Source organism: Sphingomonas canadensis (assembly GCF_026013525.1).
GTDB lineage: Bacteria > Pseudomonadota > Alphaproteobacteria > Sphingomonadales > Sphingomonadaceae > Sphingomonas > Sphingomonas canadensis.
The window spans coordinates 117075-142822 of sequence record NZ_JAPDRA010000003.1 but is presented as its reverse complement, the minus strand read 5'-3'; the positions used below and the strand labels follow the sequence as shown (position 1 = coordinate 142822).

At 68.5% G+C, this 25748-nt stretch carries 31 protein-coding genes; 13 read left to right on the top strand and 18 right to left on the bottom strand.

All coding sequences use genetic code 11. The annotated features are described in order from the left end of the window. Window positions 1–79: 79 nt before the first annotated feature. Window positions 80–811, top strand: a complete 732-nt coding sequence (locus OM513_RS08295) for a hypothetical protein (protein WP_264943703.1) — start codon at window positions 80–82, stop codon at window positions 809–811. Here OM513_RS08295 and queE read toward each other — a convergent pair. The 7 genes from queE to OM513_RS08260 form a co-directional block, all read right to left on the bottom strand. Continuing rightward, entirely contained in the window at window positions 794–1426 is a 633-nt protein-coding gene (gene queE / locus OM513_RS08290; protein WP_264943702.1) for a 7-carboxy-7-deazaguanine synthase, read from the bottom strand. The two genes, OM513_RS08295 and queE, sit on opposite strands and share 18 nt — an antisense overlap. 2 nt (window positions 1427–1428) lie before the next feature. Beyond that, window positions 1429–2112 carry a 7-cyano-7-deazaguanine synthase QueC gene (gene queC, locus OM513_RS08285; protein WP_264943701.1) on the bottom strand — a complete coding sequence of 228 codons (684 nt, stop codon included), beginning with the start codon at window positions 2110–2112 and terminating at the stop codon, window positions 1429–1431. A gap of 652 nt (window positions 2113–2764) precedes the next feature. After that, window positions 2765–3211: a DUF3617 domain-containing protein gene (locus tag OM513_RS08280; protein WP_264943700.1), complete on the bottom strand. Its 447-nt coding sequence runs from the start codon at window positions 3209–3211 to the stop codon at window positions 2765–2767. Between the two features lie 67 nt (window positions 3212–3278). Beyond that, complete coding sequence (gene hslO / locus OM513_RS08275; protein WP_264943699.1) at window positions 3279–4199, bottom strand: Hsp33 family molecular chaperone HslO; 921 nt, start codon at window positions 4197–4199, stop codon at window positions 3279–3281. Between the two features lie 165 nt (window positions 4200–4364). Beyond that, window positions 4365–5282: an ornithine carbamoyltransferase gene (gene argF, locus OM513_RS08270; protein WP_264943698.1), complete on the bottom strand. Its 918-nt coding sequence runs from the start codon at window positions 5280–5282 to the stop codon at window positions 4365–4367. Window positions 5283–5430: 148 nt separating this feature from the next. Next, window positions 5431–6627: an aspartate aminotransferase family protein gene (locus tag OM513_RS08265; protein WP_264943697.1), complete on the bottom strand. Its 1197-nt coding sequence runs from the start codon at window positions 6625–6627 to the stop codon at window positions 5431–5433. A gap of 129 nt (window positions 6628–6756) precedes the next feature. Continuing rightward, the gene (locus OM513_RS08260; RefSeq protein WP_264943696.1) at window positions 6757–7584 is read right to left on the bottom strand and encodes an ABC transporter permease; all 828 of its coding nucleotides are present in this window, start codon (window positions 7582–7584) and stop codon (window positions 6757–6759) included. Between the two features lie 67 nt (window positions 7585–7651). Between OM513_RS08260 and OM513_RS08255 the strand changes: the two genes are divergently transcribed. Both OM513_RS08255 and parE read left to right on the top strand, forming a co-directional pair. Next, a complete protein-coding gene (locus OM513_RS08255; protein WP_264943695.1) occupies window positions 7652–8323 on the top strand; it encodes a GcrA family cell cycle regulator in 672 nt (223 codons plus the stop codon). Between the two features lie 233 nt (window positions 8324–8556). After that, complete coding sequence (gene parE, locus OM513_RS08250; protein ID WP_264943694.1) at window positions 8557–10542, top strand: DNA topoisomerase IV subunit B; 1986 nt, start codon at window positions 8557–8559, stop codon at window positions 10540–10542. 31 nt (window positions 10543–10573) lie between these two features. Here parE and OM513_RS08245 read toward each other — a convergent pair whose 3' ends face one another. The 6 genes from OM513_RS08245 to OM513_RS08220 form a co-directional block, all read right to left on the bottom strand. Beyond that, window positions 10574–11068: a GNAT family N-acetyltransferase gene (locus OM513_RS08245; RefSeq protein WP_264943693.1), complete on the bottom strand. Its 495-nt coding sequence runs from the start codon at window positions 11066–11068 to the stop codon at window positions 10574–10576. 44 nt (window positions 11069–11112) lie between these two features. After that, window positions 11113–11949: a TIGR00266 family protein gene (locus OM513_RS08240; RefSeq protein WP_264943692.1), complete on the bottom strand. Its 837-nt coding sequence runs from the start codon at window positions 11947–11949 to the stop codon at window positions 11113–11115. A 139-nt stretch (window positions 11950–12088) separates the two neighbouring features. Continuing rightward, the gene (locus OM513_RS08235) at window positions 12089–12559 is read right to left on the bottom strand and encodes a ricin-type beta-trefoil lectin domain protein (RefSeq protein WP_264943691.1); all 471 of its coding nucleotides are present in this window, start codon (window positions 12557–12559) and stop codon (window positions 12089–12091) included. A 105-nt stretch (window positions 12560–12664) separates the two neighbouring features. Next, a complete protein-coding gene (locus OM513_RS08230) occupies window positions 12665–13456 on the bottom strand; it encodes a LysR family transcriptional regulator (RefSeq protein ID WP_264943690.1) in 792 nt (263 codons plus the stop codon). A gap of 131 nt (window positions 13457–13587) precedes the next feature. Next, complete coding sequence (gene apaG / locus OM513_RS08225; RefSeq protein ID WP_264943689.1) at window positions 13588–13986, bottom strand: Co2+/Mg2+ efflux protein ApaG; 399 nt, start codon at window positions 13984–13986, stop codon at window positions 13588–13590. Next, window positions 13986–15194, bottom strand: coding sequence for a trans-sulfuration enzyme family protein (locus tag OM513_RS08220; RefSeq protein ID WP_264943688.1), 1209 nt, complete (start codon window positions 15192–15194; stop codon window positions 13986–13988). The genes apaG and OM513_RS08220 overlap by 1 nt, the downstream gene beginning before the upstream one ends. A 255-nt stretch (window positions 15195–15449) precedes the next feature. Here OM513_RS08220 and OM513_RS08215 point away from each other — a divergent pair, with 255 nt between their 5' ends. Then, window positions 15450–16799: a glycosyltransferase family 39 protein gene (locus OM513_RS08215; protein ID WP_264943687.1), complete on the top strand. Its 1350-nt coding sequence runs from the start codon at window positions 15450–15452 to the stop codon at window positions 16797–16799. 33 nt (window positions 16800–16832) lie between these two features. Here the strand turns inward: OM513_RS08215 and OM513_RS08210 are convergent, their stop codons facing one another. From OM513_RS08210 to OM513_RS08190, 5 genes are all read right to left on the bottom strand, one after another. Continuing rightward, window positions 16833–17930, bottom strand: coding sequence for a glycosyltransferase (locus tag OM513_RS08210; protein WP_264943686.1), 1098 nt, complete (start codon window positions 17928–17930; stop codon window positions 16833–16835). Then, window positions 17927–18979 (bottom strand): 3-isopropylmalate dehydrogenase, encoded by a 1053-nt coding sequence (gene leuB, locus OM513_RS08205; protein ID WP_264943685.1) that lies wholly within the window; start codon window positions 18977–18979, stop codon window positions 17927–17929. The genes OM513_RS08210 and leuB overlap by 4 nt, the downstream gene beginning before the upstream one ends. A 46-nt stretch (window positions 18980–19025) precedes the next feature. Then, a complete protein-coding gene (recO, locus tag OM513_RS08200; protein ID WP_264943684.1) occupies window positions 19026–19757 on the bottom strand; it encodes a DNA repair protein RecO in 732 nt (243 codons plus the stop codon). Between the two features lie 522 nt (window positions 19758–20279). Next, window positions 20280–20870 (bottom strand): zinc ribbon domain-containing protein, encoded by a 591-nt coding sequence (locus OM513_RS08195; RefSeq protein ID WP_264943683.1) that lies wholly within the window; start codon window positions 20868–20870, stop codon window positions 20280–20282. Between the two features lie 11 nt (window positions 20871–20881). Continuing rightward, window positions 20882–21538, bottom strand: coding sequence for an XRE family transcriptional regulator (locus tag OM513_RS08190; RefSeq protein ID WP_264943939.1), 657 nt, complete (start codon window positions 21536–21538; stop codon window positions 20882–20884). Window positions 21539–21640: 102 nt separating this feature from the next. Between OM513_RS08190 and OM513_RS08185 the strand changes: the two genes are divergently transcribed. From OM513_RS08185 to OM513_RS08145, 9 genes are read left to right on the top strand one after another with little or no spacing between them, the layout of a single operon-like run. Then, window positions 21641–21886 carry a hypothetical protein gene (locus OM513_RS08185; RefSeq protein ID WP_264943682.1) on the top strand — a complete coding sequence of 82 codons (246 nt, stop codon included), beginning with the start codon at window positions 21641–21643 and terminating at the stop codon, window positions 21884–21886. Next, a complete protein-coding gene (locus tag OM513_RS08180) occupies window positions 21883–22596 on the top strand; it encodes a helix-turn-helix domain-containing protein (RefSeq protein WP_264943681.1) in 714 nt (237 codons plus the stop codon). The genes OM513_RS08185 and OM513_RS08180 overlap by 4 nt, the downstream gene beginning before the upstream one ends. Next, entirely contained in the window at window positions 22593–23561 is a 969-nt protein-coding gene (locus OM513_RS08175) for a hypothetical protein (protein ID WP_264943680.1), read from the top strand. The genes OM513_RS08180 and OM513_RS08175 overlap by 4 nt, the downstream gene beginning before the upstream one ends. Further along, on the top strand, window positions 23558–23707 hold the full coding sequence (locus tag OM513_RS08170; protein ID WP_264943679.1) for a hypothetical protein: 150 nt from the start codon (window positions 23558–23560) through the stop codon (window positions 23705–23707). The genes OM513_RS08175 and OM513_RS08170 overlap by 4 nt, the downstream gene beginning before the upstream one ends. Then, a complete protein-coding gene (locus tag OM513_RS08165; RefSeq protein WP_264943678.1) occupies window positions 23704–23871 on the top strand; it encodes a hypothetical protein in 168 nt (55 codons plus the stop codon). Before OM513_RS08170 ends, OM513_RS08165 begins: the two co-directional genes overlap by 4 nt. Continuing rightward, window positions 23858–24631: a TRM11 family methyltransferase gene (locus OM513_RS08160; protein WP_264943677.1), complete on the top strand. Its 774-nt coding sequence runs from the start codon at window positions 23858–23860 to the stop codon at window positions 24629–24631. Before OM513_RS08165 ends, OM513_RS08160 begins: the two co-directional genes overlap by 14 nt. After that, complete coding sequence (locus tag OM513_RS08155) at window positions 24628–24777, top strand: hypothetical protein (protein ID WP_264943676.1); 150 nt, start codon at window positions 24628–24630, stop codon at window positions 24775–24777. Before OM513_RS08160 ends, OM513_RS08155 begins: the two co-directional genes overlap by 4 nt. Further along, window positions 24774–25031: a hypothetical protein gene (locus OM513_RS08150; protein ID WP_264943675.1), complete on the top strand. Its 258-nt coding sequence runs from the start codon at window positions 24774–24776 to the stop codon at window positions 25029–25031. The genes OM513_RS08155 and OM513_RS08150 overlap by 4 nt, the downstream gene beginning before the upstream one ends. Beyond that, window positions 25028–25576, top strand: coding sequence for a LexA family protein (locus tag OM513_RS08145; RefSeq protein WP_264943674.1), 549 nt, complete (start codon window positions 25028–25030; stop codon window positions 25574–25576). Before OM513_RS08150 ends, OM513_RS08145 begins: the two co-directional genes overlap by 4 nt. The last annotated feature ends 172 nt before the right edge of the window (window positions 25577–25748 follow it).

Below are 25748 nucleotides of genomic sequence, written 5' to 3'. Positions count from 1 at the left end.
ACGGCGAAAAAGGGGGTTGGGCGCGAGTCGAAAAGCCCGTAACCAGTGGCCTCGGGGACATTGGAGCTTGAGGGGTAGGATGTTCGTTCCGCGCTTTGCCGTCGCATTCGCTGCCGCCGCCGCGCTGTTTCAGGCCGCGCCGGCGTCCGCCCAGTTCTTCATCAAGCCGGTCGACCTGAAGGGCGAGCGCGTGACGGGCGAGGAGCCCGGCATCCTCGGCCCGGGCCTGCCCGGCGCGACGCAGGAGGAGCTGCGCGCCGCGCTGGTGTGGAGCCTGCGCGCCGCGCTGAACGTCGCCGCGCTCCAGTGCCAGTTCGAGCCGACGCTGCTGACGCTGGGCAATTACAACGCGATCCTGAGCGATCACGCCCGCGAGCTGAAGAGCTCCTACGACACGCTGGAGAAGTACTTCGTCCGCAAGGCGAAGAACGTGAAGAAGGCGGGCCAGACCGAGCTCGACCGTTTCGGCACGCGCATCTATTCCAGCTTCTCGACCGTGGGCGGCCAGCTCACCTTCTGCCAGGCGGCGGCTTCGGTCGGCCATGACGCGCTGTTCGTCCGCCGCGGCGGTCTCGGCGATCTCGCCAAGGACCGTATGGCCGAGCTGCGCAAGAGCCTGAAGTCCTGGGGCGAGCAGCATCGCGCTCCCCCGCGGCCCTATCTCACCGTGCTGTTCGATCCGATGCCGCCGTTCCACAACGACAAATGCTGGAAGCGCGGCGTCTATCAGGAACGCAAGTGCGGCGCGCTGAACTTTCGCTACACCGCCGATGCCTCGGCGGGCCGGGGGCGGCTAACGCAGGCCCAGTAGCTTGTGCGCCTGGAGCGTCAGCCGCCAGCGCGGGCGCTCCATCGCAAGGGCCACCGCCGCATCGCGCGCGGCGGCGCCATCGGCGCAGTCCATCGGCTGAACCAGGAAGTGGCGGAAATCCCAGCCCTCGATCGCGGCAACGTCGGTCCCAGGCTGCGGCCATACCAGCTTCAGCTCGTCGCCCGAACGCTGGACTACCGCGCTGCCCGCCTTCGGGCTGATGCACACCCAGTCGATCCCGGGATGCACCGGCAGCGTGCCGTTGCTCTCGATCGCGATGCGGAAGCCGCGGGCATGGAGCGCGTCGACCAGCGCGTCGTCCACCTGCAGCATCGGCTCGCCGCCCGTCAGCACCACGAAGCGCGCCTCGGCGCCCTCCCCCCAATGCCCGGCCACCGCATCGGCCAGCGCGGCGGCATCGGCGAAGCGGCCGCCCCCGGCGCCGTCTGTGCCCACGAAATCGGTGTCGCAAAAGCGGCACGCCGCCCCTGCCCGGTCCGCCTCGCGCCCCGACCAGAGGTTGCACCCGGCGAAGCGCACGAACACGGCGCGCGCGCCCGCGTTGACGCCCTCACCCTGCAGGGTGAGGAACATCTCCTTGACCGCATAGCTCATGGTCAGGGGCGCGCCGCGTAGCGCGTCGGATCGGGGATGCCCGCCTCCTCGAAACCCTTGGCGCGCAGGCGGCAACTGTCGCACAGGCCGCAATGCAGCCCGCCGGGCGCCGGATCGTAACACGACCAGCTAAGCCCCGCGTCGAGGCCCAGCCGGGCCGCCTCGCGCACGATATCGGCCTTGGTCATGTGCTGAAGCGGGGCGTGGATGCGGAAGGGATGGCCCTCCACCCCCGCCTTGGTGGCCAGCTCCGCCAGCTTTTCGAACCCGGCGATGAATTCCGGGCGGCAATCGGGATAGCCCGAATAATCGAGCGCGTTGACGCCGATGAACAGGTCGCGCGCGCCCGCCGCCTCGGCCCAGCCGAGCGCCAGGCTGAGGAAGATCGTGTTCCGCGCCGGAACATAGGTGACGGGAATGTTGCCATCCACGCCCGTTTTCGGGACCGCGATATCGTCGGTAAGCGCGGAGCCGCCGAACGCGCGCAGATCGAGCGGCAGCACGACATGGCGCCGCGCGCCCAGCGCGGAGGCGATGCGGCGCGCGGCGGCCAGCTCCACCTGATGGCGCTGGTTATAGTCGATCGAGAGCGCGAGCAGGCCATAGCCCTCCTCGCGCGCGCGGCCGGCGGCGGCCATCGAATCGAGGCCCCCGGAGATCAGGACGACTGCAAGCTTTTCCGCCATGAGCGGACGGCTAGCCAATTCCGCGCGCAGGTCCACCCCATTGGAAAAAAAAAGAGCCGCCCGAAGGCGGCCCTAGGTATGGGAAAACCCTGCCAGAGAGGAACGCTCCATCGTGGAGCGCCACCCTGATAGCGCGGTCCGGATAAACGGACGCTTAACAAATTTTCGCCACAATTAAGTCCAGATTCGGCCGTGCGATCCAGACGGCGGGGATGCGCAGCAGGCGCAGGCGAGGCTTCAGGGCGCGTCCATCGGTATTTTGCAGCGCGGTACGTTCAATCTGACCCGTTCGCCCTGAGCTGTCGCGGCTTCGTCTATGTTTCACGCGAAGGCGCGAAGATTTGGCGGGAATTCGGTTCGGGCGGAGGGCGCGGAGGCAGGTCGCCTGCTTGCACCGTAGGCGCCCTTGCAACGGCCCGCGCGAGGCGGCGCTGGGAATGGAGGGCCGCTATCGCGGCAAATCCCGCTCCGCAGCCTCCGCGCGAACAAAGAAACTTCTTCGCGCCCTCGCGTGAATCAAATGAAGGCGGACCAACGCCACCGCGCGGGGCATCGCGCCCCGCCTCACCAGAAGACCGGGTTCAATCCGGCGAAGAACGCCACTCAGATTTGCATCGCGGAAGCCGGCGGCCCTGACCACCGGCCGCGGGGCTCAGCCCGTGCAGGCGCCGGTGCGCCGCCCCTCGAACTGATCGGCGAAGGGCATGCCATCCACCACGCCCTGCGTCTCGATGTTCGCCAGCCGCGGGGTTTCGACCGAAACGGTGGTGCGGCCATGGCCGTGGCCGGGGCAGGTATAGCGCACCGTCACGCTGGTCGCGGTGTTATCCATCACCACCTGGCTGCACTGCGCCTGGGCATGTTCGAGCTGGATCAGCGCGTTGGGATTGGTGAGGCACAGCTTGCGCGCCGGCCCGCCCTCCACCGGCTTCAGCTCCCACTGGCCCTTTTCCAGCCCGGCGAGCGCGCGCGGCGTGCTGCCGCCCGATTGCGCGTGCGCGAGCGCGAAGCCGCCGATCGCAAGAAGAATGGCCCCGGCAGCGGCCGGGCGCCACGAACGCCTGAAGACCATCAGCATCGCCTGCCCGTCAAACTCCATCACGGCCGGTCCGACACGAATCGGCCTGCCGCACGATTTGCCAACGTTATGGTGAACGGCACCGGAATTACAACGTGGGTGTAACGAGACGGGACAGCGGCACCGGAAAGTCGGTGGAGCAGAAGGCGCAGTCCACCACGATGTTGCCCTCCGCGTTCGCCATGCCCTCCAGCTCGTCGCGCGGGAACTTGGCGAGCACGCTGGTGATGTAATCGACGTTGCAGCGGCAGCCGCGCACCAGTCCGGTGGTGGTGAGCACGCGCACCTCCGGCTCCTCGTGGAACAGGCGCCACACCAGATCCTCCAGCGGCAGCGACGGGTCCGCCAGCTCGTCGGCGCCCATGGTGTTGCCCAGCGCGGCGACATGCTGCCACTCGGGATGGTCGAGCCGCGTTTCCAGCCGCTCGCGCCCCGCCTCGCCCTCCGGCAGATGCTGGAGGAACAGGCCGCCGCCGACGCAATGCCCGTCCGCGCCATGGCGCATGCCGGTGCGGATCAGCGTGGGGATCTGTTCGGACTGGAAGAAATAGGTCTCCGCCGCCTCTGCCAGGCACGATCCTTCCAGCGGCACGATGCCCTGGTAGCGCTCGCCGGTCGCCGCCTGATCGAAGGTGACGGCCAGATAGCCCTTGTTGAACATCGCATAGAGCGACGGATGCTTGCCGAGCATCGCCAGCCGTTCGGCATCATATTGCACATAGCCGCGCAGCTCGCCGCCCTTGTAGTCGCACACGAGCAGGCTGACGATGCCGCCCTGCGTCTGCGCCTGGAGCGTGAGCTGGCCGCCGGCGTCCTTCTGAAGCGTGCCGAGCAGCGCGGTGATCGTCAGCGCCTCCGCCAGCAGCGCCTCGATCGGCGGCGGATAGGCGTGCGCGGAGAGGATCTGATCGAGCACCGGCCCGATCCGCACGATGCGGCCGCGGGCGTGCGATCCCGGCAGCGTGAAGCCGAGCGCGCGATCGAGTTCGGGGGTGGCGGGCTGGTCCATGGGTTTCCGTTCGGGCTGGCTTGGCGAAGCCCCGTCGTACTTCAACGCTTGCACGAGGAAAGGCCGCCCTTCGACAGGCTCAGGGCGAACGGGGATCCGGATGTGGAGGGGAGATAGGAAGCGAAGCCGTTTCCGGCAACACCGTGGCGCGGGCCGCGAGCCGCCCTATCCTACCTGCCCGAAGCACCAGCGCAGGATCGATTTCTGCGCGTGGAGCCGGTTCTCCGCCTCCGGCCAGATCAGCGATTGCGGGCCGTCGATCACCTCCGCGGTCACCTCCTCGCCGCGGTGGGCGGGGAGGCAGTGGAGGAACTTCGCATCCGGCCGCGCCTGCGCCATCAGCTCCGCCGTCACCTGATAGGGCATCATCGCCTTCAGCTTGGTTTCGGCATGCGCCTGGCCCATCGAGATCCAGGTATCGGTGACGACCACGTCGGCGCCCGCCACCGCCTCGCGCGGATCGGCGACCACGCGGGCGCGGCCCTGGCCCTTGGCCACCACCGCATCCGACGGCTGATAGCCCTGGGGACAGGCCGCCACGACATCGAAGCCCAGCAGCGCGCCCGCCTCCACGAAAGAGGCGAGCACATTGTTGCCGTCGCCCAGCCACGCCACCTTCATCCCCGCCAGCGCGCGGCCGCTTTCGATGATCGTCAGCATGTCCGCCATGATCTGGCAGGGGTGCGAATCGTCGGTGAGACCGTTGATCACCGGCACGCTGGCATATTCGGCCATCTCCAGCAGCTTCGCATGATCGTCGGTGCGGATCATGATCGCGTCGCAATAGCCGGAGAGGACGCGCGCGGTATCCGCCACCGTCTCGCCGCGGCCGAGCTGGGTGGTGCCCGAATCGAGCACCACCGGATTGCCGCCGAGCTGGCGGATGGCGAGATCGAACGACACGCGGGTGCGCGTGGAATTCTTCTCGAACACCATGCCGAGGATATGGCCGTCGAGCGGGCGATCGGCGTCGGGCCGGCCCTTTGCCCAGCCCTTGCGCGCGGCCTTGCGCGCGGCGGCGTCGTCAAGGATCGCCTTCAGCCCTGCGCTGCCGGCGTCGGACAGATCGAGGAAGTGGCGCATCAACATCCCTCCCCGGCACAGGAAGGGGGACTGCGACGCGCAGCGTCGTGATGGAGGGACGCGGCGGGCACCGCCGCATTCCGCGGCGGCCCCTCCACCACGCTTCGCGTGGTCCCCCTCCCCGTTCCGGGGAGGATCTGGAGGCCCCTCACGCCGCGCCCGCGGGCTTGTAATCCCGCGCCCCGGCGCTCAGCCGTTCGATACACTCGGCGATATGGCTTTCGTCGATCACCAGCGGCGGCAGCACGCGGAACACATTCTCGCCCGCCGCCACCGTGAGCAGCCCGTGATTGTCGCGCAGGTGCGCCACGAAATCGCGGCTGACCGCCGGCTCCTTCATCTTGATGCCCAGCATCAGCCCCTTGCCGCGAATCTCCTCGAACAGGTGATCATGGTTGGGGATGAGCTGTTCGAACGCGGCGCGCAGGCGATCGCCCATCGCGGTGACATGATCCAGGAAGCCGGGCTCCAGCATCACGTCCAGCACCGCCATGCCCGCCGCCATCGCCAGCGGGTTGCCGCCATAGGTGGAGCCGTGGGTGCCGATCACCATGCCCTTGGCCGCCTCTTCGGTCGCCAGGCAGGCGCCGAGGGGGAAGCCGTTGCCGATGCCCTTGGCCACGGTCATGATGTCGGGCGTGATGCCGTAATGCTCATAGGCCCACATCTTGCCGGTGCGGCCGTATCCGCACTGGATCTCGTCCAGGATCAGCAGCAGGCCGTGCTCGTCGCAAGCCTTGCGCAGGCCCTGGATGAACTCGGGCGTGCCCGCGGTCATGCCGCCCTCGCCCTGCACCGTTTCGACCAGGAAGCCCGCGGTCTCGCCGTCGATCAGCGCCAGCGCGCCTTCCAGATCGTTGAACCGCGCATAATCGAAGCCCGGCAGCAGCGGCTCGAACCCGTCGCGCATCTTGGGCTGGTCGGTCGCGCTGATCGCGCCCAGCGAACGGCCGTGGAAGGCGTTCTTGAAGGTGATCAGCTTATAGCGCTCGGGGTTGCCGTTGACGTCGTGATAGCGGCGCGCGGCCTTGATCGCGCACTCGATCGCCTCGACGCCCGAATTGGTGAAGAACACCGTATCGGCGAAGCTGTTGTCCACGATGCGCTGCGCCAGCGCCTCCCCCTGCGGCGAGCCGTAGAGATTGGAGACGTGCATCAGCGTCGCGACCTGATCCTGCACGGTCTTGATGAAATGCGCGTTCGAATGGCCCAGCGCGTTCACCGCGATGCCCGCCGCGAAATCCAGATAGCGTTCGCCGCGCTCGCCGATCAGGTAGCAGCCCTCGCCTCGCACCGGCCGCACACCGCACCGCGGGTACACGGGCATGAGCGGGGTGATGGTCATCGGAACTGCTCCTCCAGAAACGAGTGGAAATAACTCCAGAAACGCGAAAGGCGGCCGATCCGGGCCGCCCGGCGCGGGTCATTACGAGCGGAGGGCCGCCAGCGTCAATAATGCTTGTCCGCGCCGCCCTCAGCTCTTGATGCGCCAGCCGCGCTTGATCAGCAGATAGCAGGCCAGCCCAAGCACGATATCGAGCGCCAGCAGGATCGCGCCGCCCAGCAGCACCGGCGAATCGGCCTCCTTCAGGAAGCCGTAGCGGAACCCCGAGATGATGTAGAAAAATGGGTTGAGGTGGCTGATCGTGCGGAACAGCGGCGACAGGCTTTCGACCGAATAGAAGGTACCCGACAGCAGCGAGAGCGGCGCGACCACGAAATTGGTGACCGCGGCGGCATGATCGAACTTCTCCGCCCACAGCGAGGTCATCAGGCCCAGGAAGGCCAGGAACAAGGCGCCGAGCAGCCCGAACCACAGGATCGCCAGCGGATGACGCGGGAACACGTCCACGCCCCACAGCGCCATCGCCAGCCACACCGCGCAGCCGACGCACACCGCGCGCGTCACCGCGCCGCCGGCCAGCCCCGCCAGCAGCTCGCCCGTGGAAAGCGGCGGCATCAGATAATCGACGATCGTGCCCTGCAGCTTGCCCGAAAGCAGCGAGAAGCTGGCGTTGGCGAAGGCGTTCTGCAGCATGCCCATCATGATCAGGCCCGGCGCGATGAACGCGGCGAAGGGAACCCCCATCACGCTGCGTCCGCCGCCGCCCAGCGCGACCGTGAATATCACCAGATACAACAGCGTCGTGACCGATGGCGCCCACACCGTCTGGAGCTGCACCTTGAAGAAGCGGCGCACCTCCTTGATATAGAGGGTACGCAGGCCTCCCCAGTTGACGTTGCGAATCGCCGGAACGCCGGGCTCGGGAAGCGCTTGACCGAATTCGGGCTGGTTGGGCATTGCGCGACCGCGTAACCGCTGACCGCCGCTGCGGCAAGGCAAAGCTGCCGCAAGTTGAAGGAAGACGATGAGCTGGACCGAAGAGCGTATCGATACGCTGAAGAAGATGTGGGACAGCGGCATGACCGCAACCCAGATCGCCGAGGAGCTGGGCGGCGTCAGCCGTAACGCGGTGATCGGCAAGGCCCACCGGCTGGGCCTGCCCTCGCGCCCGTCCCCCGTGCGCCCCAACGAGGCCAAGGCCGCGCCGGAGCCCAAGCCGCAGCCCGCGGCCGCGGCGGCGCCCGCCGCTGCGCCACCGCCGGCTCCGGCCGCCGCCGCGCCCCGCCCTGCCCCGGCCCCTTCGGCGGCCCCGACAGCCGGCAGCACCGCGCCCGAGCCGCCCGCGCGCGCGGCCGACGCGCCGGTGCTCCGTTCGGTCGGCCCCGGCGGCTTCGTGCGCCAGAACCCGGGCGAGCAATCGCCCCCGATCGCGCCGGCCCCGCCGCGCCGCCTGGTCCCCGCCAAGCCGAGCGAGGCGATCGCGGGCAAGACCAGCCTGCTCGATCTGAACGACAAGATCTGCAAATGGCCGATCGGCCATCCGGGCGAGCCCGACTTCCATTTCTGTGGCGACAAGGTGAACCCCGGGTTCCCCTATTGCGTCGAGCATTGCGGCCACGCCTATCAGGCGCAGCTTCCCCGCCGCGACCGGCGCCCGCCGCCGCCGCTGCCCTACGGCGGCCCCAGGGTCCGATAGCCGCGCGCGCTGGCGCCGGGTAGCCGCGGGAGCGAACCGTGGAGCCCGGCGCCGGCCGCGCCTTCGCAGCCGCCGCCAAAACGGGGTGAAGCGGCGCGCCGGGCAGGCCGGACGCGCGACAGTGTCATTCATGGGCATGCTGCGCGCCGCCTGAGGGCCGATCGGCCCCGGCTTGCTGCGAATAACCGGGCCGCGGCCTTGCGCGGCAGACTCGGCCCCTTCATAGCTTTGCCATGTCCGACGACGATCTGTTCGCCCCGACCAATCCCGGCGGCGGCACCTATGACGCCTCCTCGATCGAGGTGCTGGAGGGGCTGGAGCCGGTGCGCCGCCGCCCGGGCATGTATGTGGGCGGCACCGACGAGCGCGCGATGCACCACCTCGCCGCCGAAGTGCTCGACAATGCGATGGACGAGGCGGTGGCCGGATACGCCACCCGGATCGAAGTGACGCTGGAGGGCGGCAACCGGCTGACCATCACCGACAACGGGCGCGGCATCCCGGTGGACCCGCACCCGCGCTTTCCCGACAAATCGGCGCTGGAGGTGATCCTTTCCACGCTCCATTCGGGCGGCAAGTTCAGCGGCAAGGCCTACAACACCTCGGGCGGCCTGCACGGCGTGGGCGTAAGCGTGGTCAACGCGCTCTCCGTCGATACGGTGGTGGAGGTAGCGCGCGAGAAGCAGCTCTATCGCCAGCGCTTCAGCCAGGGAAAGACGCTGGCGCCGATCGAGCATCTGGGCGGCACGCCCAACCGGCGCGGCACCAGCGTGGCCTTCACCCCCGATCCCGAAATCTTCGGGCCGGAGATGAGCTTCAAGCCCGGGCGCCTCTACAAGCTGGCGCGGTCCAAGGCCTATTTGTTCGCGGGCGTCGAGATCCGCTGGAAATGCGATCCCGCGCTGATCGAGGGCAGCGACATCCCGGCCGAGGCGGTGTTCCAGTTCCCCGGCGGACTGGCCGACCATCTGAAGGAACAGATCGCCGGGCGCGAATGCGCCACCGCCGATTTCTTCGCGGGCGCGCAGGATTTCGCCGACAACCAGGGGCGGGTGGAATGGGCGGTATCCTGGCCGCTGTGGAGCGACGGCAGCTATAGCTGGTATTGCAACACCATCCCCACGCCCGACGGCGGCACGCACGAGGCCGGGCTGCGCACCGCGCTGACCCGCGGCATCCGCGCCTTCGGTGAGCTGGTGGGGCAGAAGAAGGCCAAGGACATCACCGCCGACGACGTGATGACCGGCAGCGAGCTGATGCTCAGCGTCTTCATCCGCGATCCGCAGTTCCAGAGCCAGACCAAGGACCGCCTGACCAGCCCCGAGGCCGCGGGCCTGGTGGAAAAGGCCGTGCGCGACCATTTCGACCATTTCCTTGCCGACAACATGGATCGCGGCAAGGCGCTGCTCGGCTATGTGCTGGAGCGGATGGACGAGCGGCTGCGCCGCAAGCAGGAGCGCGAGGTCAAGCGCAAGACCGCGACCAGCGCGCGCAAGCTGCGCCTGCCCGGCAAGCTGACCGACTGTTCCGCCGACGATCCCGCGGGGACCGAGCTGTTCATCGTCGAGGGCGACAGCGCGGGCGGCAGCGCCAAGCAGGCGCGCGACCGCAAGACCCAGGCGATCCTGCCGATCCGCGGCAAGATCCTGAACGTCGCCAGCGCCACCAGCGCGAAGATCCTGGCCAACCAGGAGATCGCGGACCTGATCCAGGCGCTGGGCTGCGGCACGCGCAAGGACTGCCAGCCGGACAATCTGCGCTACGAACGCATCATCATCATGACCGACGCGGACGTGGACGGCGCGCATATCGCCACGCTGCTGATGACCTTCTTCTTCCAGGAGATGCCAGACATCGTGCGGCGCGGGCACCTGTATCTGGCGCAGCCGCCGCTCTATCGCCTGGTGGCGGGCACCAAGAGCCTCTACGCGCGCGACGACGCGCACCGCGCCGAGCTGATCGAGCGCGAGTTCAAGGGCCGCAAGGTGGAGACCAGCCGCTTCAAGGGGCTGGGCGAGATGAACCCCCAGCAGCTCAAGGAAACCACGATGGACCCCGCCACGCGCGGCATGCTGCGCGTCACGCTGCCGCAGGAATATGAGGAGCGGGCGGGCGTGAAGGACCTGGTCGACCGGCTGATGGGCAGCAACCCCGCCCACCGCTTCGCCTTCATCCAGGAAAATGCCGCGCGGATCGAGGGCGAGGCGATCGACGCCTGAAGCACGCCCCGATCCTCCCCTTGGCGGGGAGCTATCGCCGTGCCTCCCATTCCTCGCGCAGCAGGCCGTAGAGCGTCGTGTCGCGCACGCCGATGTGGGTTTCCCATTCGGCGCGCAGATAGCCTTCCAGCGTGAAGCCCAGCCGTTCCAGCAGCCCGCGCGAGGGGGTGTTTTCCGGATCGGTATCGGCGAACACGCGGCGCTGGCCTTCGGCGAAGATGCGGTCGATCACCGCGCTCACCGCCTCCTTCGCGATGCCGCCGCCCCAATGTTCGCGCGCGAGCATATAGCCGATCTCGGTCACGTTGCCCTGGCGCTTCTCCCCCGCCGCTACGAAGCCGATCGCGGCATCGTCGCCCCGGCGGGTGATCGTCCAGCAGCGCCACTCCGGCGCCTCCTTGGCGAAGGAGGCGCGGGTTTCCGCCACGCTGGCGTGCGGCGGATCCGACCACCATTGCATCAGATCGGGATCGGCGAAGGCGGGATGCAGGGCATCGGCGTCCGCGACGCGGCGCGGACGCAGCACCAGCCGTTCGGTCTCCAGGACCGGCGTTTCTCGCGCTTCCGGAATCAGTTGTTGCCCTGGATCAGATCGCCGAGCGGGCCGAGCGCCGATCCCTCGCCGCGGTTCGCGCCCATCGACGGCGGGATCGCCGCGATCACGCGGCCCGCCAGCCGCGCGAAGGGCAGCGACTGGATCCACACCTTGCCCGGCCCGGTGAGCCGCGCGAAGAAGAAGCCCTCGCCACCGAAGACGATGTTCTTGACGCCGCCAGCCGTTTCCAGATCGAAGGTGACGCTGGGGGTATAGGCGGCCAGGCAGCCGGTATCGACATGAAGCTGCTCGCCCGGCGCCAGCGTGCGCTCCACGATCGCGCCGCCGAACTGGACGAAGACCCAGCCGTCGCCTTCCAGCTTCTGCATGATGAAGCCTTCGCCGCCGAACAGGCCGGTCATGATCTTGCGCTGGAACTCGATACCGATCGTGACGCCCTTGGCGGCGGCCAGGAAGGCGTCCTTCTGGCAGATCAGCGTGCCGCCGACGTCGGAGAGCTTGAGCGGCACGATCGCGCCCGGAACCGGCGCGGCGAAGGCCACGCGCGCCTTGCCGCCGCCATTGTGGGTGAAGACGGTGGTGAACAGGCTCTCGCCCGTGATCAGCCGCTTGCCCGCGCCCAGCAGCTTGCCCATGAAGCCGCTCGGCTGGTTGGCGCTGCCGTCGCCGAACACGGTGGTCATGCCGACGCTGGCGTCCTTCCACACCATCGCGCCCGCCTCCGCCACCGCGCTTTCGCCCGGATCGAGCTCGATCTCGACGAACTGGAGCTCCTGTCCCTTGATCTCGAAATCGATGTCGTCGGCGACGGAAGGATTGCGGCTGTGCTGCGACCAGGGGCTGGAGCTCATCGTGATTTCCTAAAATGGGTTCGGAACGCGGAACGGGGCGGCAGGGCATGCACCAGCGGCCCCACCCCGCACCGGGCGGCGCGGAACGAAGCAGGTTGCATCCGGCATTGCAAGCGGCCGCGAAGCGGCCGCCGCGCGCTTACAGGTTGATCATCGTGAAGGACTGGGGCGTCAGGCCGTTGCACTGCCACACCTGAAGCCGCTGCTGCGGGTTGAACTTGCCGCTGGGCACATCCCAGCAGGTCGCCATGCCGTCGGTGAAGCGCTTCTTGGCGGCATCATAGCGCCATTTGTTGACCGACCGATCGCAGCGGACGAGCTGGAGCCGGGTGTCGCCGGGCAGCGAATCGACGCACATATCCATGTTCATCGCGAAGCGGACCTTGCCCTGCGCGGGATCGAGGATGAACTGCTGCGGCGCCTTGCCGTTGCAATGCCAGAGCTGGACGGGCGTGCCCGGCGCGGTGCGGCCGCTGGCCACGTCGATGCACAGGTTCATCTTCGCGGTGACCCGGAAGTTCTTGGGGCCGCTCTGGGCATGCGCGGGCGATGCCCCCGCAACCGCAGCCGCCGCCAGCAGACCGAAACCAACCAGACCCAGATTACGCATGGACATTCTCCAGAAACATCCCGCGCTGGATCGCACCGGCTGGCGGCGCCGTCACCTGTACGTCCGTACAGGCTATACTGGCCGCCCGGTCAGGCGCGGGACATTCTATCCCGCCAGCGCGTCGACCAGCGCCTTGACCTTCTTCTGCCGCCACTGGGGCAGCGGGGCGACGAGCCAATAGCCGAGCTTCGACGCGCGCGGATCGCCCACGGTGACGATGCGGCCGGCGGCGATATCGCGCCGCGCCAGCAGCTCGGGCACGGTCGCGCGGCCAAGGCCCTCCACCGCCGCCTCGATCGCCAGCCCGGCATCGCCGACATGGACGAGCGACGGCCCGTCTCCGGCGATGCAGCCGGGCCAGGAGATGCGCGTATCCATGCCGCCGCCGGGGCGCTCGACGGTCACCATCCCGTCGCTCTCCAGCGCCTCGCCCTCATGCTCGCCGGGGCCTTCGCCCCAGCGGATGGCCAGATCCAGGTTCGCCTCGGTGAAATCCACGCCTTCGTCGGCGCGCACCAGCACGAAGCGCAGTTCGCCGTCGGCCGCCGCGATTTCCGACAGGCGCGGCATCAGCCATTTCGCGGTCAGATCGCGCGGGGCGGCGATGGTGAGCGACTTGCTGCTCTGCCCGGCCTGCATCGCGCGCACCGATTCCTCGAACTGCAGGAAGCCGGCGCGCAGCGCGTCCAGCCCCGCCTCGCCCTCGGGCGTCAGCTCCAGCCCCTTGGTGGTGCGGCGGAACAGGACGACGCCCAGCGTATCCTCCAGCGCGCGAATCTGCTGGCCCACCGCGGCGGGGGTGACCGCCAGCTCATCGGCGGCGCGGGTGAACGACAGGTGACGCGCGGCGGCATCGAGCACGCGCAGGCCGTTGAGGGGGAGATGGGTGCGCTTCATCTACTTCAGCCTCGCCGCCCTGCCCGGTTCGTGCCGGGCCAGTCGGAGCGCCGCTCCCCACCGGCCTGGCCGGCGGAAAGGCGCCCTTCGACAGGCTCAGGGCGAACGGGGGTCCGGTTTCGCGGCATGGCCTACTCCGCCACCGCGGGCGCGCGGAGCGCGAAGCGCGGGATGACGGCGTCGAACACCGAACCGTCCTCCGCCACCATGCGATAGCTGCCCTGCATGCTGCCCGTGGGCGTGGCCAGCGGGCATCCGGAGACATAGTCGAAGCTGCCGCCCGGCGCGATCATCGGCTGTTCGCCCACCACGCCTTCGCCCTCCACCGAATGGCGGTGGCCGCGCCCGTCGGTGATGATCCAGTGGCGGGTGAGGAGCTGGACGGTGACCGGCCCCGTGTTCTCGATGCGGATGTGATAGGACCAGAACCAGCGCCCGCGCTGCGGCTCCGACTGTTCAGGCAGGTAGGAAACCGAGACGCGGACGATCACCCCCTGCGTCTCCGCCTCCTCGCTGAACAGGGATTTCATCACAATCCGACCTTCTCCAGCGCCTGATCGAGGTCCGCTATCAGATCGTCGGGATCTTCCAGCCCGACGTTCAGCCGCAGCATGCCCTCGCTCACGCCCATCTCGATCCGCTTGTCCTCGGCCACGCCCGAATGGGTGGTCGATGCCGGATGCGTCATCAGCGAACGCGAATCGCCGATATTGTTGGAGATATCGATAAGGCCCAGCGCATCGAGCAGCCCGTGCGCCTGCGCCCGGCCGCCGTCGACCTCGAAGCTGAAGATTGGGCCGCACGCCGCCATCTGGCGCATCGCCAGATTGTGCTGCGGGTGGCTGGGCAGGCCGGGATGGTTGATCCGCGGCACGCGCGTTTCCAGGAAACGGCCGACCTTCAGCGCATTGTCGCTCTGGCGGTGGATGCGCAGGTCGAGCGTCTCCAGCCCCTTCAGCACCACCCAGGCGTTGAAGGCGGAGAGCGTCGGCCCGGTGTTGCGGGTGAAGGGCAGCAGCGTGTTGAGGATGAAATCCTCCGTCCCGCACACCGCGCCCGCGAGCACGCGGCCCTGGCCGTCCATCATCTTGGTGGCGGAATAGGCGACCACGTCCGCGCCGAACTCCATCGGGCGCTGGAGCGCGGGGGTGGCGAAGGCATTGTCCACCACGCTGGTGATGCCGTTTTCCTTCGCGATGCGGCACACCGCCTCCAGATCGACGATGTCCATCGTCGGGTTGGCGGGGGTTTCGAAGAAGAAGACCCTGGTCTCCGGCAGGATCGCGTCGGCGAACTGCTGCGGATCGCGCGCGTCGACGATGGTGGTGCGGATACCGAACTTGGGCAGCAGCGTATCGGTGAGCCAGCGGCACGATCCGAACAGCGCGCGGCCGGCCACCACATGATCGCCCGACTGGAGCTGGCAGAGCAGCGCCGCGGTCATCGCAGCCATGCCGCTGGCGGTGCAGCGCGCGGCCTCCGCGCCTTCCAGCAGGGCGATGCGCTGCTCGAGCATCTCCACCGTGGGGTTCTGGAGGCGCGAATAGGTCATCCCCGCCTGCTCGCCCGCAAAGCGCGCGGCGGCATCGGCCGCGCAATCATAGGCATAGCCCGAGGTGAGGAAGATCGCCTCGCTGGTCTCCCCCCATTCCGATCGCGCGGTGCCCCCGCGCACGGCCTGGGTAGCGGGTTTCCAGTTGCGGGTTACGCTGCGGTCCTGTCCGGTATGACGCTTCATGGCCGGCACGCTTTGCGGCGGCGGAACGGGGTACGTCAACCAATTCTGCCTTTACCCCCCGCCTATCCTCCCCCCGGCCAGGGGGAGGTGACGCGCGCGGCGTGACGGAGGGGGCGGAAGCCCCGGCGGACGTTCTGGAATCCTCCCCCTCCGCCAGCTTCGCTGGTCCCCCTCCCCCTGGCGGGGGAGGATAGGGGAAGATTCCGCCCTCGCGCTCCCTAGAAGGCGCCGGAACAACCCGCTATCGATCGTGCGATGCCTGCCCGCCTGAAGCTTCTCCTCGACCGGCCCTGGCTCGTCGCGCTGCTGTTCGCGGTGGCGGCGGAGCTGCTGTTCGCGGCGTGGCTGGACCTGCCGCACCAACTGTCGTTCGACGAGACGCATTATGTGCCCGCCGCGCGCACGCTGCTGGCGCTCGAAGGGCCGCGCAATATCGAGCATCCGCTGCTCGCCAAGGAGCTGATCGCGCTGGGCATCACGATCTTCGGCGACAACCCCTGGGGCTGGCGCCTGCCGGGCACCATCGCGGGCGCGGCGACGGTGGCGGGCAGCTTCGTGTTCCTGTGGCTGCTGGTGCGCGACATGCGCGCGGCCGCCGCGGGCGCGCTGATGGTGATGCTCAACCAGATGCTGCTGGTGATGGCGCGCACGGCAATGCTGGACGTCTATCTGGGCGCCTTCCTGGTCTGGGCGCTGGCGGCCTTCACCTGGTCGGCCCGCGCGCCGCCGGGGCGGGCGATGCGCGGCTGGATCGCGGGCAGCGCGCTGCTGGGGCTCGCGGTGGGCGTCAAATGGGCGGCGATCCCCTATACCGCGCTCGCCTGCCTGGCCTTTGTGGCGCTGCGCGCGCGCGACAACTGGGCCGCGCTGTTCCCGCTGCGGCCGATGCCGATCGCCGGGCCGCGGCCCCGATCGACCTTCGATCCGCGCGGCATCCCCGCGCTGCTGGCAGGCAAGGGCCAGCGCCACTGGCAGGGCATCGCCACCATCCCGGGGCTGCTGATCCTGGGCGTGGTGAGCATCGCCACCTATCTGCTCACCTTCCTGCCCGCCTTCTTCTACGCCAGCGAGCCGATGACGCTGGACCAGCTCATCCCCTTCCAGTTCATCATGTACGAGCGGCAGACGCAGACCCTGCAGCCCCACCCCTATCAGTCGCAATGGTGGAGCTGGCCGCTGATGCTGCGGCCGCTGTGGTACTTCTACGAATGGGATGCGGGCGCGTGGCGCGGGGTGCTGCTGATCGGCAATCCGGTGATCCTGTGGGGCGGGCTGATCGCGGTGGGGGCGTGCCTTTACGCCTGGTTCCGGCACCGCACGCTGGCGCCGCTGGCGGTGGCGCTGCTGTGGATCGCATCGGTGGCGATCTTCATCGTCATCCCGAAGTCGCTGGGCTTCTTCTATTACTACCACCCCTCGGCGATCTTCATCTGCTACGCGATCGCAATCGCCTTTCGCGAATGGCGCGGGCTGCGCGAGGCGGAGCCGTGGTTCCTGGGGGTGGCGGCGCTGGCGTTCGTCTATTTCTACCCGATCCTGGCGGCGATGCCGCTCGTGGACGGCGGGGGCTTCAACTACTGGATGTGGTTCGGCGCCTGGCGCTGAGCCCGGGCGTGCGGCCGGTTTGGCGGAGGGTCTTCAGTAACGCCCCCAGGTGAAGCGCGACGACAGCGCATAGTTCCACACCGCCGCCACCGCGATCCCCGCCAGCGCGGCGAAACGCCAGTCGCTGTGCTGCACGTCGAACAGGAAGGCCGCGAGCCCCACGTTGGCCACAGCCCCCACCGAGCAGACCGCGCAGAAGCTGATCCAGCCCGCCAGCAGCCGCCCGGCGCCGCGCAGCCGCTGCTCGCGATAGGTGAGCGCGTTGTTGAGGAAGAAGTTGAAGGTCATCGCCACGCCCGTCGCCACGATGGTGGCGGGCAGGAAGGCGATGTGGAGCATCTGCAGCAGCGGCCACAGCACCGCGAAATGCACCACCGCCCCTAGCGCGCCGACGCCCGCGAACATCGCGAACTTCACCGGCACGATGCGGCCGAAGCGCCGGTCGTACAGCGCGATCAGATATTCGAGCGCTACGAAGTAATCGAGCTTGCTCTCCCCCACCTCGCGCGTGCGGAAGACATAGGGCAGCTCGCGGAAGTTCAGCGGCCGCGGGCTGGCGGTCATGATGTCGAGCAGGATCTTGAACCCGATCCCCGAAAGCTTCGGCACCAGCGCGCGCACCAGCGCGGTGCGCACCATGAAGAAGCCGCTCATCGGATCGCTGAGCTTCACCTTCAGCACGCGCTGCGACAGGCCGGTGGCGAAGGCGGACTTGGCGACGCGATCGCGGTCCCATTCGCCCGTGCCGCCGCCGTCGACGAAGCGCGATCCCACCACCACGTCGAGCGCGGCGTCGCCCTGGAGCGCGTCCAGCATCCTGGGCAGCAGCCTCTCGTCATGCTGCATGTCGCCGTCGATCACCGCCACCAGCGGGGCGGAGGTGGCGCACATCCCCTCGATACAGGCGGTGGAAAGCCCGCGGCGGCCGATGCGCTGGATCACGCGGATGCGCGGATCGCCGCGCGCGATCTCCCGCGCGGCATCGGCGGTGCCGTCCGGGCTGTTGTCGTCGACGAAGATCGCCTCCCACGCCCGCCCCGCCAGCGCCGCATCGAGCGCCGCCACGAGACGCGGCACATTGCCGCGCTCGTTGAAGGTCGGGATGACGACGGCGAGCTCGAGTGGCGTCACACCAGCTCCCGGAGCACCGCATCGCCCATCTCGCGCGTCGAGAGGGTGCCGCCCAGGTCCGCGGTGCGCGCGCCGCTTGCGATGGCGGCCTTCACCGCCGCCTCGATCCGCTGGGCCGAAGCCTCGTCGGCGAGCGAGTGGCGCAGCAGCATCGCGGCGGAAAGGATCGCAGCGCAGGGATTGGCCTTGCCGGTGCCCGCGATATCGGGCGCGGAGCCGTGGATCGGCTCGTACATGCCGTTCGCGCCCGACCAGTCGGAGAGCGAGGCGGACGGCAGCATGCCGATCGATCCCGCGCACATGCTCGCCTGGTCCGACAGGATGTCGCCGAACAGGTTGCCGGTCACGATCACGTCGAATTCCGACGGGCGGCGGACAAGCTGCATCGCGGCGTTATCGACATACATATGGGTCAGCGCGACCTCGGGATAGCTGACCGAGACCTCATTCACCACCTCGCGCCAGAGCTGCGAGGTTTCCAGCACGTTCGCCTTGTCCACCGAGCAGAGCTTGCGGCGGCGGCGCTTCGCCATCTCGAACCCGACGATCGCGATGCGCTCCACCTCGCGCTCGTCATAGCTCATATGGTCATAGCCCTGGCGCAGCCCCTCCAGCGTGGTGCGGTGGCCCTTTTCGCCGAAATAGACGTCGCCGGTCAGCTCGCGGACGATCACGATGTCCAGATTGGCGACCACCTCCGGCTTCAGCGGCGATGCGTCCTCCAGCCCGGGAAACAGCGTGGCGGGGCGGATGTTGGCGAACAGCCCCAGCTCGCGGCGCAGGCCCAGCAGCGCGGCCTCCGGGCGCAGGCGGCGTTCCAGCGCGTCGAAGCGCGGATCGCCGATCGCGCCGAACAGCACCGCATCCGCGCGCTTGGCCAGCGCCAGCGTGTCGGGCGGCAGCGGCATGCCGCTGGCCAGATAGCCCGCGCCGCCAACCGGCGCCTCCTCGAACGTCAGGTCCAGGCCCAGCGCTTCGAGCACGCGCCGCGCCTCGGCGGTCACCTCGGGTCCGATTCCATCTCCGGCGAGTACAGCGATCAGCGGCATCTTGGCTCCTCAGAAAAGCCGGGACGCTTTGCCGACACCCGCGCGCTTACGCAACCGCCCGCATCAGCCGGTCGATCAGCCGCATGCGCGCGGGCAGCACCTCGGCGGCGCGGCCGGTGAGCAGATCGCGTTCCAGGAAATGGCCGGTCAGGCGCAGGCCCGCCAGGATATCCTCCCATTCCGCCGCCCCGCCCTGCGTCAGGAATCGCGGCAGCGGCAGCAGGCGGCTCTCATAGCCCTCCGCCCCGACGCGGCTGACGGCGATGCCACTCCTGGGGCTGACATAGGCCAGGTCGTCGTTGCGGCCGGTGGCGGCGCAATGTTCCAGATCGAGCCCGAAGCCCAGTTCGGCGAGCAGCAGCAGCTCGTAACGAACCAGCGCCACCGCCCATCCGCGCGCGGCGGGCGCCGCCTCGATCGCGGCGAGCAGCCCTTCCAGCGCGCTGTGGAGCCGCGGATAGGGCTGGCCATCGGGCAGCACCGCCGCGGTGAGCGCGCAGGCCCATTCGAGCGCGGCGGCGGGCAGCGGCTCGCGGAACAGCGGCGCGCGGCTGTGGACCGGTTCCACGGTGAGGCCGGCAAGCTGCTCCTCGGTCCGCGCGCGCCAATCGCCCACCACCACCGACGCGGGCTGGAGCACCGGCCGCATCGCGCGCGAGCGGCCGCCGCGGACATAGCCGGGCTGGAGCCCATGTTCCGCCGTCAACGCGCGCACCACCGCGCCATGCTCGCCATGCGGGCGGACGGCGACGACGATGGCTTCGGCGCGGAAGTGCATGGAAGGGGTGTGTAGAGGGACTGTTGATCCTGGAGGGGCGGGATTAGGCGGTATTTTGTGGGATATCGTGGGATAAACGGCTGAAATCCGCGGGGTTGCGGGGTGATGGGGATCGTGGCGGCGGGGCGGGGCATTGTCTAGAGTCGTGGTGAATTTAGACGATGGCGGACAGGTTCGGCTGGAGTCGGCGCGGGCGCCGCGGGATGGCTTCTCAGTGGCGGATTTCTGCGGTTTCAGGGGGCTCTCAGAGCCGTCTGAGACGGCGGGGGGGCGCTGTTAACCGGGGCGGAACCGGGGCAAATGCGCGCCCAGTTCGGCGCGGCGTGCCCCACTTCCGGAAAACGGCAGATTCCTGCGCTCTCAGCGGCGGCGCGCGCGTGATCCCAGGTGCGCCGGCGGCGGCGGAAGTGGGACAGAATTTCCGGGGCACCGGCTAAAGGATCGAGGCCAGGCCGGCGCCGGCCGCGGCGAGCATCAGCAGGGTGACCAGGGCGGCCTCCGCGTATAGCCAGCGGTCGCGCCTCATAGCCCGTCGATCGCGCTCATGCCGTCCGGACCTTTCACCGAGATGATGTCCGCTTTGCAGCTTTTCGGGTCGATCCGCGCCCAGGCCGTGAGCTTCTGCTTGCCGCCGAACGCATTGGCGGCGCGGAAGTCCATTCGCAGCAGATGATTGCCCGCTTCGTTGAGCGGCGAGATCAAGGTGTCAGCGTGATCGAAGCTGTCGGGATCGCCCAGCGCGGCCTTGATCTGGCGCACAAGATCAGCGTTCGAACCATCCCAGTGGCTAAGGCAATGCATGCCGTTCCGCCGGTCCTCAGCCTTTTTTGCCGCTTCCTCGGGAGGGGGCTGTTCGCGCTGTTCCTGCTCGCATTGCGAGATCGCCGGGGCGAAGGCCAGGATCAGCGCGATCACCAGGACCGATTTGCCGCATCCCGAGACGTATCGCATCTCGACAGACTGGCCGCCCTGGGGAGCAGTGCCGTTGACCACCCGGTCCCAGAAATTCCTAGGCGTCATGTCGTGGCCGCAGAAGCGGCATATGGTGGCGCCTTCGCGGATCGGCTCGCGGCATCGCGGACAGGGGCGGAAGCCGGGCTCGATCGCGTCCATTAATCCCCCCCTTAGATGCGTCGGCCGATGAAGACGACGCGCCCCACAACGTTGATTTCCTCGTGATGGAAATCGTCATCCGGGACGCGATCATTATCCGATAGAATAGTGACACGATCGCCCTTCACGCGCACCCGCTTGATCATGGCGATATCGCCGTTAGTCAATGCCCAGATGGCGTCCTGTTCGCGGATGGTCTGCACAGATCGATCGATCAGTACGATATCGCCATCCTGTAGCGTAGGCTCCATGGAGTCGCCCTTGCCGCGCGCAAAGGTCAGCATGGCGGGCGGCGTCTTGGTGATCGAGCGCAGCCAGGTGCGCGGGAAGTGCAGCACTTCCGCCTCGATCGGCCCGTCGGAGTAGGTGCCGCCCAGTCCATAGGCCAGGTCGATCTCGTGAACCTGCACCAGATCCAGATCGGGCGCTTCATCGCGCGGCGGCGGGCGGTATCCGGTCTTGCGATCGGCAAGCGCCCCGGCTGAGGCCGCCGCTTTCGCTTCGCCCTCCCCCGTCAACAGCCAGTCCACGGTGACGCCCAACACCCTTGCGATCTTCAGCGCGTTGTCGGCGCGCGGGATGTTACCGTCATTTTTGATCCCGCCAATCGCGCTGGACGATATCCCCGTCTCCTTCGCCAGCCACGCATAATCGCGATCCCCCATCATCTCGGCCACGCGCCTCGCAAACGGCGATTGCGGTTTTTCGGCTTGCACCTCTTTTCCGGGTCGGTTATCCGATAAAGCGGACCGATTTAGCGGATTGCTCATATGAACGCGGCTAACCACAGGCGGGAATTTATCAAGGCGGGGCTGAGAACCCGGTTCGGCACCGTCTTCGCATTTGAAGACGCGCAAGGGCTGCCGCGGAAGTCGGTTTCCGACTTCCTCCGTGGGCGCACCAACCGGCGCGTTGCTGACGCGATCGACAAGGCTTTGGCTCCTGAGTCCTTATCCGACAAATCGGATAGCAGCGACGCGGCCATCGCGCATCGTCAAAATGGCGGTGCCAAATGAGCGGCGGGCAGAGTGACCGCCTGGCGGCGTTGGGAAAGCGTCTTCGCGAGGAGCGCAAGGAGAAACGGTTTACCCAGACTGCTTTTTCCGAGCTTGCCGGCGTCCACAAAAACAGCCAGATCGCGTATGAGGCGGGAAGGACCCCGTGCACCGTCGAGTATCTGCTCAGGCTTGCGGAATGCGGCGTCGATATCGGTTATGTGCTGACCGGGCGGCGCGCCGATATCAAGCCGACCGCGTGGGCCGATCCCGATGCCGCTGCCGATGCGGCAGCCGATGCCGCCTATGCACGTGCCGCGTTCGAACGCCAGGCGGCGGCGCTTCGGGAAGCGACGCGGGAAGACCGCCGCATCGGCGAGCTAGTCGTTCGCAGGCGTGCGGAGCTGCTGCTGGAGCTGATAGACCAGCGTGCCCAGCGCGTTCGCATCGTCGATCCGCCGTTCGGCCTGCGCCGCCTGTTGCATGGCATCGGCTATCTGAAGCACCTCTTCCGTCGCGCCCTTCCTGATGCGTTCGAGCAACCGCAGCATGGCGAACTGGAACTGCCGGATGATGGCGGTGTCGCACTCCAGCTTGCGCTGAAGATTTTTGATCATGGAGAGCTGGAGCGCGACGTTCGAGTCCATGGCGATTTCCCCGCTGGTGGTGACAGCCGCAGGGTGACCGAAGCGGCCGGGGGGTCAACCCCCGGCCGTGGAGGTGACGCATGACGGCGCCTTCGCTGCTGGCGGGCGCGAACCTGCTGCGCCTTGATCCGGCGCATGTCGACGAGGGCTCGCGGATCGGGTTTCTGCATGAGGACAAGGCCGCGGCGCTCGGGCGGCTGATGGCCGTCGATGGTCAGCGCGACCCGATCAAGGTGGTGGCGCAGCCGAAGAATGCCGGGCAGCCGTGGCGGCTGGTGACGGGCATGCACCGGCTGATCGGCGCGCGCAAAGAGGGCATCGGCGTCTTCGCGATCGAGGTGCGCGGCAAGCAGGAGGAGCTGGCCGACCTGGAGGCGAGCGAGAACCTGCACCGCCGGCCGCTCGCGCCGATCGAGCGGGCGAAGTTCACCGCCGCGCTGGTGCAGGCCGCGCAGGAGCGGATCGCGCGCGAGCATGGCGGGCTCAAGCAGCAGCAGCTTGCACAGAAGGCCCGCTGGGCGCGGGTGAAGGCCGGCGAGACGCGGGTTGAGGAGGCGCTGACCGAGGAGGTGAGCGATACGTGTGCAAAGATTGCACACGTATATGGCTGGGAGGAATCGGTCGGCGAGGCGCTGGGCATGTCGCGCCGGTCGATCCACAACGACCTGTCGCTTTTCCGGCTGCTGATCGAACCGTTTCCCGACCTGGCGGAGGCGCTTTCGAAGCATCCGGTGGCGGGCGAGAACGCCAGCCAGTTGCGCGCGATCGCGCAGGTGCGGGCCGAGGCAGACCGGCGCCGGGTGATCGAGGCGCTGCTGGGCGATCCGGAGATCGGCGCCGACGACGCGCGCATCCTGGCCGGGGTGGACCGGCCCGCCGGGGCGGCGCCCGCGCCATACCAGAAGCATTTCAACGCGATGGACGGCGGCTGGAGCCGCCTGGGCGTGGCGGAGCGCAAGCGCTGGGTGCGCGAGAGCCTGTTGCCCAAGCTGACCCCGGACATGAAGCGCGAGCTGCGCGACCGGCTGAACGAGGAGCTGGGGGCATGAGCCGTACCCGCGCTGAGCGGTGGGCTGCCGAGCAGAACCGCAACGAGCACACCAAAGACTACTTCGCCTATCACGCGGGAAGGAACCGGTGGCAGGTGCGGCGGCGTGAGGACGGGGGGCGTGAAACCACGCTGATCGCAGAATGAGCTGGCTGCCGCACATCTCGGTCGGGGGCTGGTGCGGCTGCACCGACGACTACGAGGCCGAGGGCTTCGTGATCATCATCGAATGGCGTTCGTTCGTCGCCGAGCTGGCCTTCGCGCGCAAGGAGCGTGTGTTCGACGCGGAGGCATCCGATGCCGCGCGGTGAGCTGTCCTCGGGCGCGGTCGCGAAGCGGCATCCGCTCGACTGGTATGTCGAGGAACAATGGGTGACGCGCCAGCTTATCGACGCGCTGGGCGGGTTTCGCGTGGCGCTGATGCGCGGCGAGACGATCTGGGACCCGGCGTGCGGGCTGGGCAATATCGGCGCCGCGTTCGGCGAGCTGGCCGCGTTCGGCGGCGGCGGGCACAGCCGGCGGCTGATGCTGTCGGACGTGGTGCGGCGGATCGACGCGGAGCAGCTTGAGGGCGTGCGCTTCGATTTCGCGGCGATGGATTTCCTGGAATCGATCGCGCCGCCCAACCCGGTCTCGATCGTGTGCAACCCGCCCTACAGCTATCGCAAGGGCGCGGGCCGCTATGCCGGGCAACTGATCAGCGAGGCGTTCGCGCGCCATGCGCTGCGGATCGTGGCGGCGTGCGGCGGCACCTATGTGGCGATGGTGCTGCCGGTCAAATGGCTGGCCAGCCAGGCGCGCTGGCGGCTGTTCAGCGATCATCCGCCGTCCGCCGTGCTGCACCTTACCCAGCGGCCGTCGATGCCGCCGGGCGATCGCATCGCGGAGATGGGCGCGCGCGCGTTCCGGGGCGGGATGGTCGATTACTGGTGGATCGTCTGGGACGTGCGCCATCCGGCCGCGCCGGGCGAGACGCGCACCATCTGGCTGCCGCCGCTGGGGCGGCCCGTGCCGCTGGCGCCGCTGCCGGGGCTTACCACCGCAATCATCACCGAAGGGAGCGAAGCATGAAGCTGTTCTCCGACGCCTATCGCGCGCGCCGCGCCGCGAAGGGGCAGGCCCCGATCGAGGCGGCGCTGTGGTTCCAGGCGCTGATGGCGTCGAATTTCGCCGCGCTGGTGCTGATGGCGCTGGTCGCGTGGGGTCTGCTGGCATGATCGCGCGCGCATCTCTCTCTCGCCTGCTGGCGATGATCGCGGCCGATCGTGCCGCGGGCAGCCCGGACGAGGCGATCGTCGCCGCGCTGGTGGACCTGTTCGGCGGATCGCTGACCTTCCACGTGTTCGGCCTGGTGGCGCTGGACGTGGGCGGCGTGATCGCGGCGAGCCGCCATGGGCCGGAGCGGCTGCTGGACAACTGGGTGATCGAAGCGCGCCGGGCCGATGCGCCCGCGCAGGCGGTGGCAGCATGACGCCGCAGCAGCTCAACGCGCTGGATTTCATCCGCGAGCACCTCGCCCGGGCTGGGTTCGGCCCCTCCTATCAGCAGGTGGCCGATCATCTTGGCCTGGCGTCCAAGAGCAATGTCCACCGGATGATCGACGGGCTGGAGGCGCAGGGCCTGATCCGGCGCCAGCGGAACAAGAACCGCAGCCTGACGCTGCCCGGCACGCCCGATCTGCGCACGGTGCCCAGCGCGCTGCTGACCGCCGAGCTGGCGCGGCGCGGGATCGTGCCCGGCGCGCTCTCGCGGCCCGAGCATGTGGCGATCGCGGGCGCGCACGAGGTGAGCTGTGCGGTGGACGGCTGCGGAATCGCGGTGCGGCCGGGCCATGCGTTCTGCCTGGATCACTGGCGGGCGATCTGCGCCACCACCCAGAACGAGCTGCTGGACGCGCACGCCGCCTACAACGCGCCCGGCCTGTCCAAGGTCGAGCGCTACGCCCGTGCGCCCCGCTACCAGGCCGCGTTCGAGGCGGCGCGCTGGGAGGCTGAGCGCCTGCGGAGGGCGGGGTGATGGGCGGACTTTCCCTACATTGGTGCGAGGGCGACGCGCGCATCCGCACCTTCTCCTCGTCGGTCACCGCGGGAAAGGCGGCCATTGTGAAGGTGGAAATCCAGGTGATGGATCTCCACGCACTCGGCTGGATATTGGAATCGCTCCAACGCCAGCAGGCCGAAGGACGCGA

Bases quoted from the DNA above. Each gene is read 5' to 3' on its own strand.
- OM513_RS08295 (WP_264943703.1), top strand. From the start codon at position 80: ATGTTCGTTCCGCGCTTTGCCGTCGCATTCGCTGCCGCCGCCGCGCTG.
- queE (WP_264943702.1), bottom strand. From the start codon at position 1,426: ATGAGCTATGCGGTCAAGGAGATGTTCCTCACCCTGCAGGGTGAGGGC.
- queC (WP_264943701.1), bottom strand. From the start codon at position 2,112: ATGGCGGAAAAGCTTGCAGTCGTCCTGATCTCCGGGGGCCTCGATTCG.
- OM513_RS08280 (WP_264943700.1), bottom strand. From the start codon at position 3,211: ATGGAGTTTGACGGGCAGGCGATGCTGATGGTCTTCAGGCGTTCGTGG.
- hslO (WP_264943699.1), bottom strand. From the start codon at position 4,199: ATGGACCAGCCCGCCACCCCCGAACTCGATCGCGCGCTCGGCTTCACG.
- argF (WP_264943698.1), bottom strand. From the start codon at position 5,282: ATGCGCCACTTCCTCGATCTGTCCGACGCCGGCAGCGCAGGGCTGAAG.
- OM513_RS08265 (WP_264943697.1), bottom strand. From the start codon at position 6,627: ATGACCATCACCCCGCTCATGCCCGTGTACCCGCGGTGCGGTGTGCGG.
- OM513_RS08260 (WP_264943696.1), bottom strand. From the start codon at position 7,584: ATGCCCAACCAGCCCGAATTCGGTCAAGCGCTTCCCGAGCCCGGCGTT.
- OM513_RS08255 (WP_264943695.1), top strand. From the start codon at position 7,652: ATGAGCTGGACCGAAGAGCGTATCGATACGCTGAAGAAGATGTGGGAC.
- parE (WP_264943694.1), top strand. From the start codon at position 8,557: ATGTCCGACGACGATCTGTTCGCCCCGACCAATCCCGGCGGCGGCACC.
- OM513_RS08240 (WP_264943692.1), bottom strand. From the start codon at position 11,949: ATGAGCTCCAGCCCCTGGTCGCAGCACAGCCGCAATCCTTCCGTCGCC.
- OM513_RS08235 (WP_264943691.1), bottom strand. From the start codon at position 12,559: ATGCGTAATCTGGGTCTGGTTGGTTTCGGTCTGCTGGCGGCGGCTGCG.
- OM513_RS08230 (WP_264943690.1), bottom strand. From the start codon at position 13,456: ATGAAGCGCACCCATCTCCCCCTCAACGGCCTGCGCGTGCTCGATGCC.
- apaG (WP_264943689.1), bottom strand. From the start codon at position 13,986: ATGAAATCCCTGTTCAGCGAGGAGGCGGAGACGCAGGGGGTGATCGTC.
- OM513_RS08220 (WP_264943688.1), bottom strand. From the start codon at position 15,194: ATGAAGCGTCATACCGGACAGGACCGCAGCGTAACCCGCAACTGGAAA.
- OM513_RS08215 (WP_264943687.1), top strand. From the start codon at position 15,450: ATGCCTGCCCGCCTGAAGCTTCTCCTCGACCGGCCCTGGCTCGTCGCG.
- leuB (WP_264943685.1), bottom strand. From the start codon at position 18,979: ATGCCGCTGATCGCTGTACTCGCCGGAGATGGAATCGGACCCGAGGTG.
- recO (WP_264943684.1), bottom strand. From the start codon at position 19,757: ATGCACTTCCGCGCCGAAGCCATCGTCGTCGCCGTCCGCCCGCATGGC.
- OM513_RS08195 (WP_264943683.1), bottom strand. From the start codon at position 20,870: ATGGACGCGATCGAGCCCGGCTTCCGCCCCTGTCCGCGATGCCGCGAG.
- OM513_RS08190 (WP_264943939.1), bottom strand. From the start codon at position 21,538: ATGATGGGGGATCGCGATTATGCGTGGCTGGCGAAGGAGACGGGGATA.
- OM513_RS08185 (WP_264943682.1), top strand. From the start codon at position 21,641: ATGAACGCGGCTAACCACAGGCGGGAATTTATCAAGGCGGGGCTGAGA.
- OM513_RS08180 (WP_264943681.1), top strand. From the start codon at position 21,883: ATGAGCGGCGGGCAGAGTGACCGCCTGGCGGCGTTGGGAAAGCGTCTT.
- OM513_RS08175 (WP_264943680.1), top strand. From the start codon at position 22,593: ATGACGGCGCCTTCGCTGCTGGCGGGCGCGAACCTGCTGCGCCTTGAT.
- OM513_RS08170 (WP_264943679.1), top strand. From the start codon at position 23,558: ATGAGCCGTACCCGCGCTGAGCGGTGGGCTGCCGAGCAGAACCGCAAC.
- OM513_RS08165 (WP_264943678.1), top strand. From the start codon at position 23,704: ATGAGCTGGCTGCCGCACATCTCGGTCGGGGGCTGGTGCGGCTGCACC.
- OM513_RS08160 (WP_264943677.1), top strand. From the start codon at position 23,858: ATGCCGCGCGGTGAGCTGTCCTCGGGCGCGGTCGCGAAGCGGCATCCG.
- OM513_RS08155 (WP_264943676.1), top strand. From the start codon at position 24,628: ATGAAGCTGTTCTCCGACGCCTATCGCGCGCGCCGCGCCGCGAAGGGG.
- OM513_RS08150 (WP_264943675.1), top strand. From the start codon at position 24,774: ATGATCGCGCGCGCATCTCTCTCTCGCCTGCTGGCGATGATCGCGGCC.
- OM513_RS08145 (WP_264943674.1), top strand. From the start codon at position 25,028: ATGACGCCGCAGCAGCTCAACGCGCTGGATTTCATCCGCGAGCACCTC.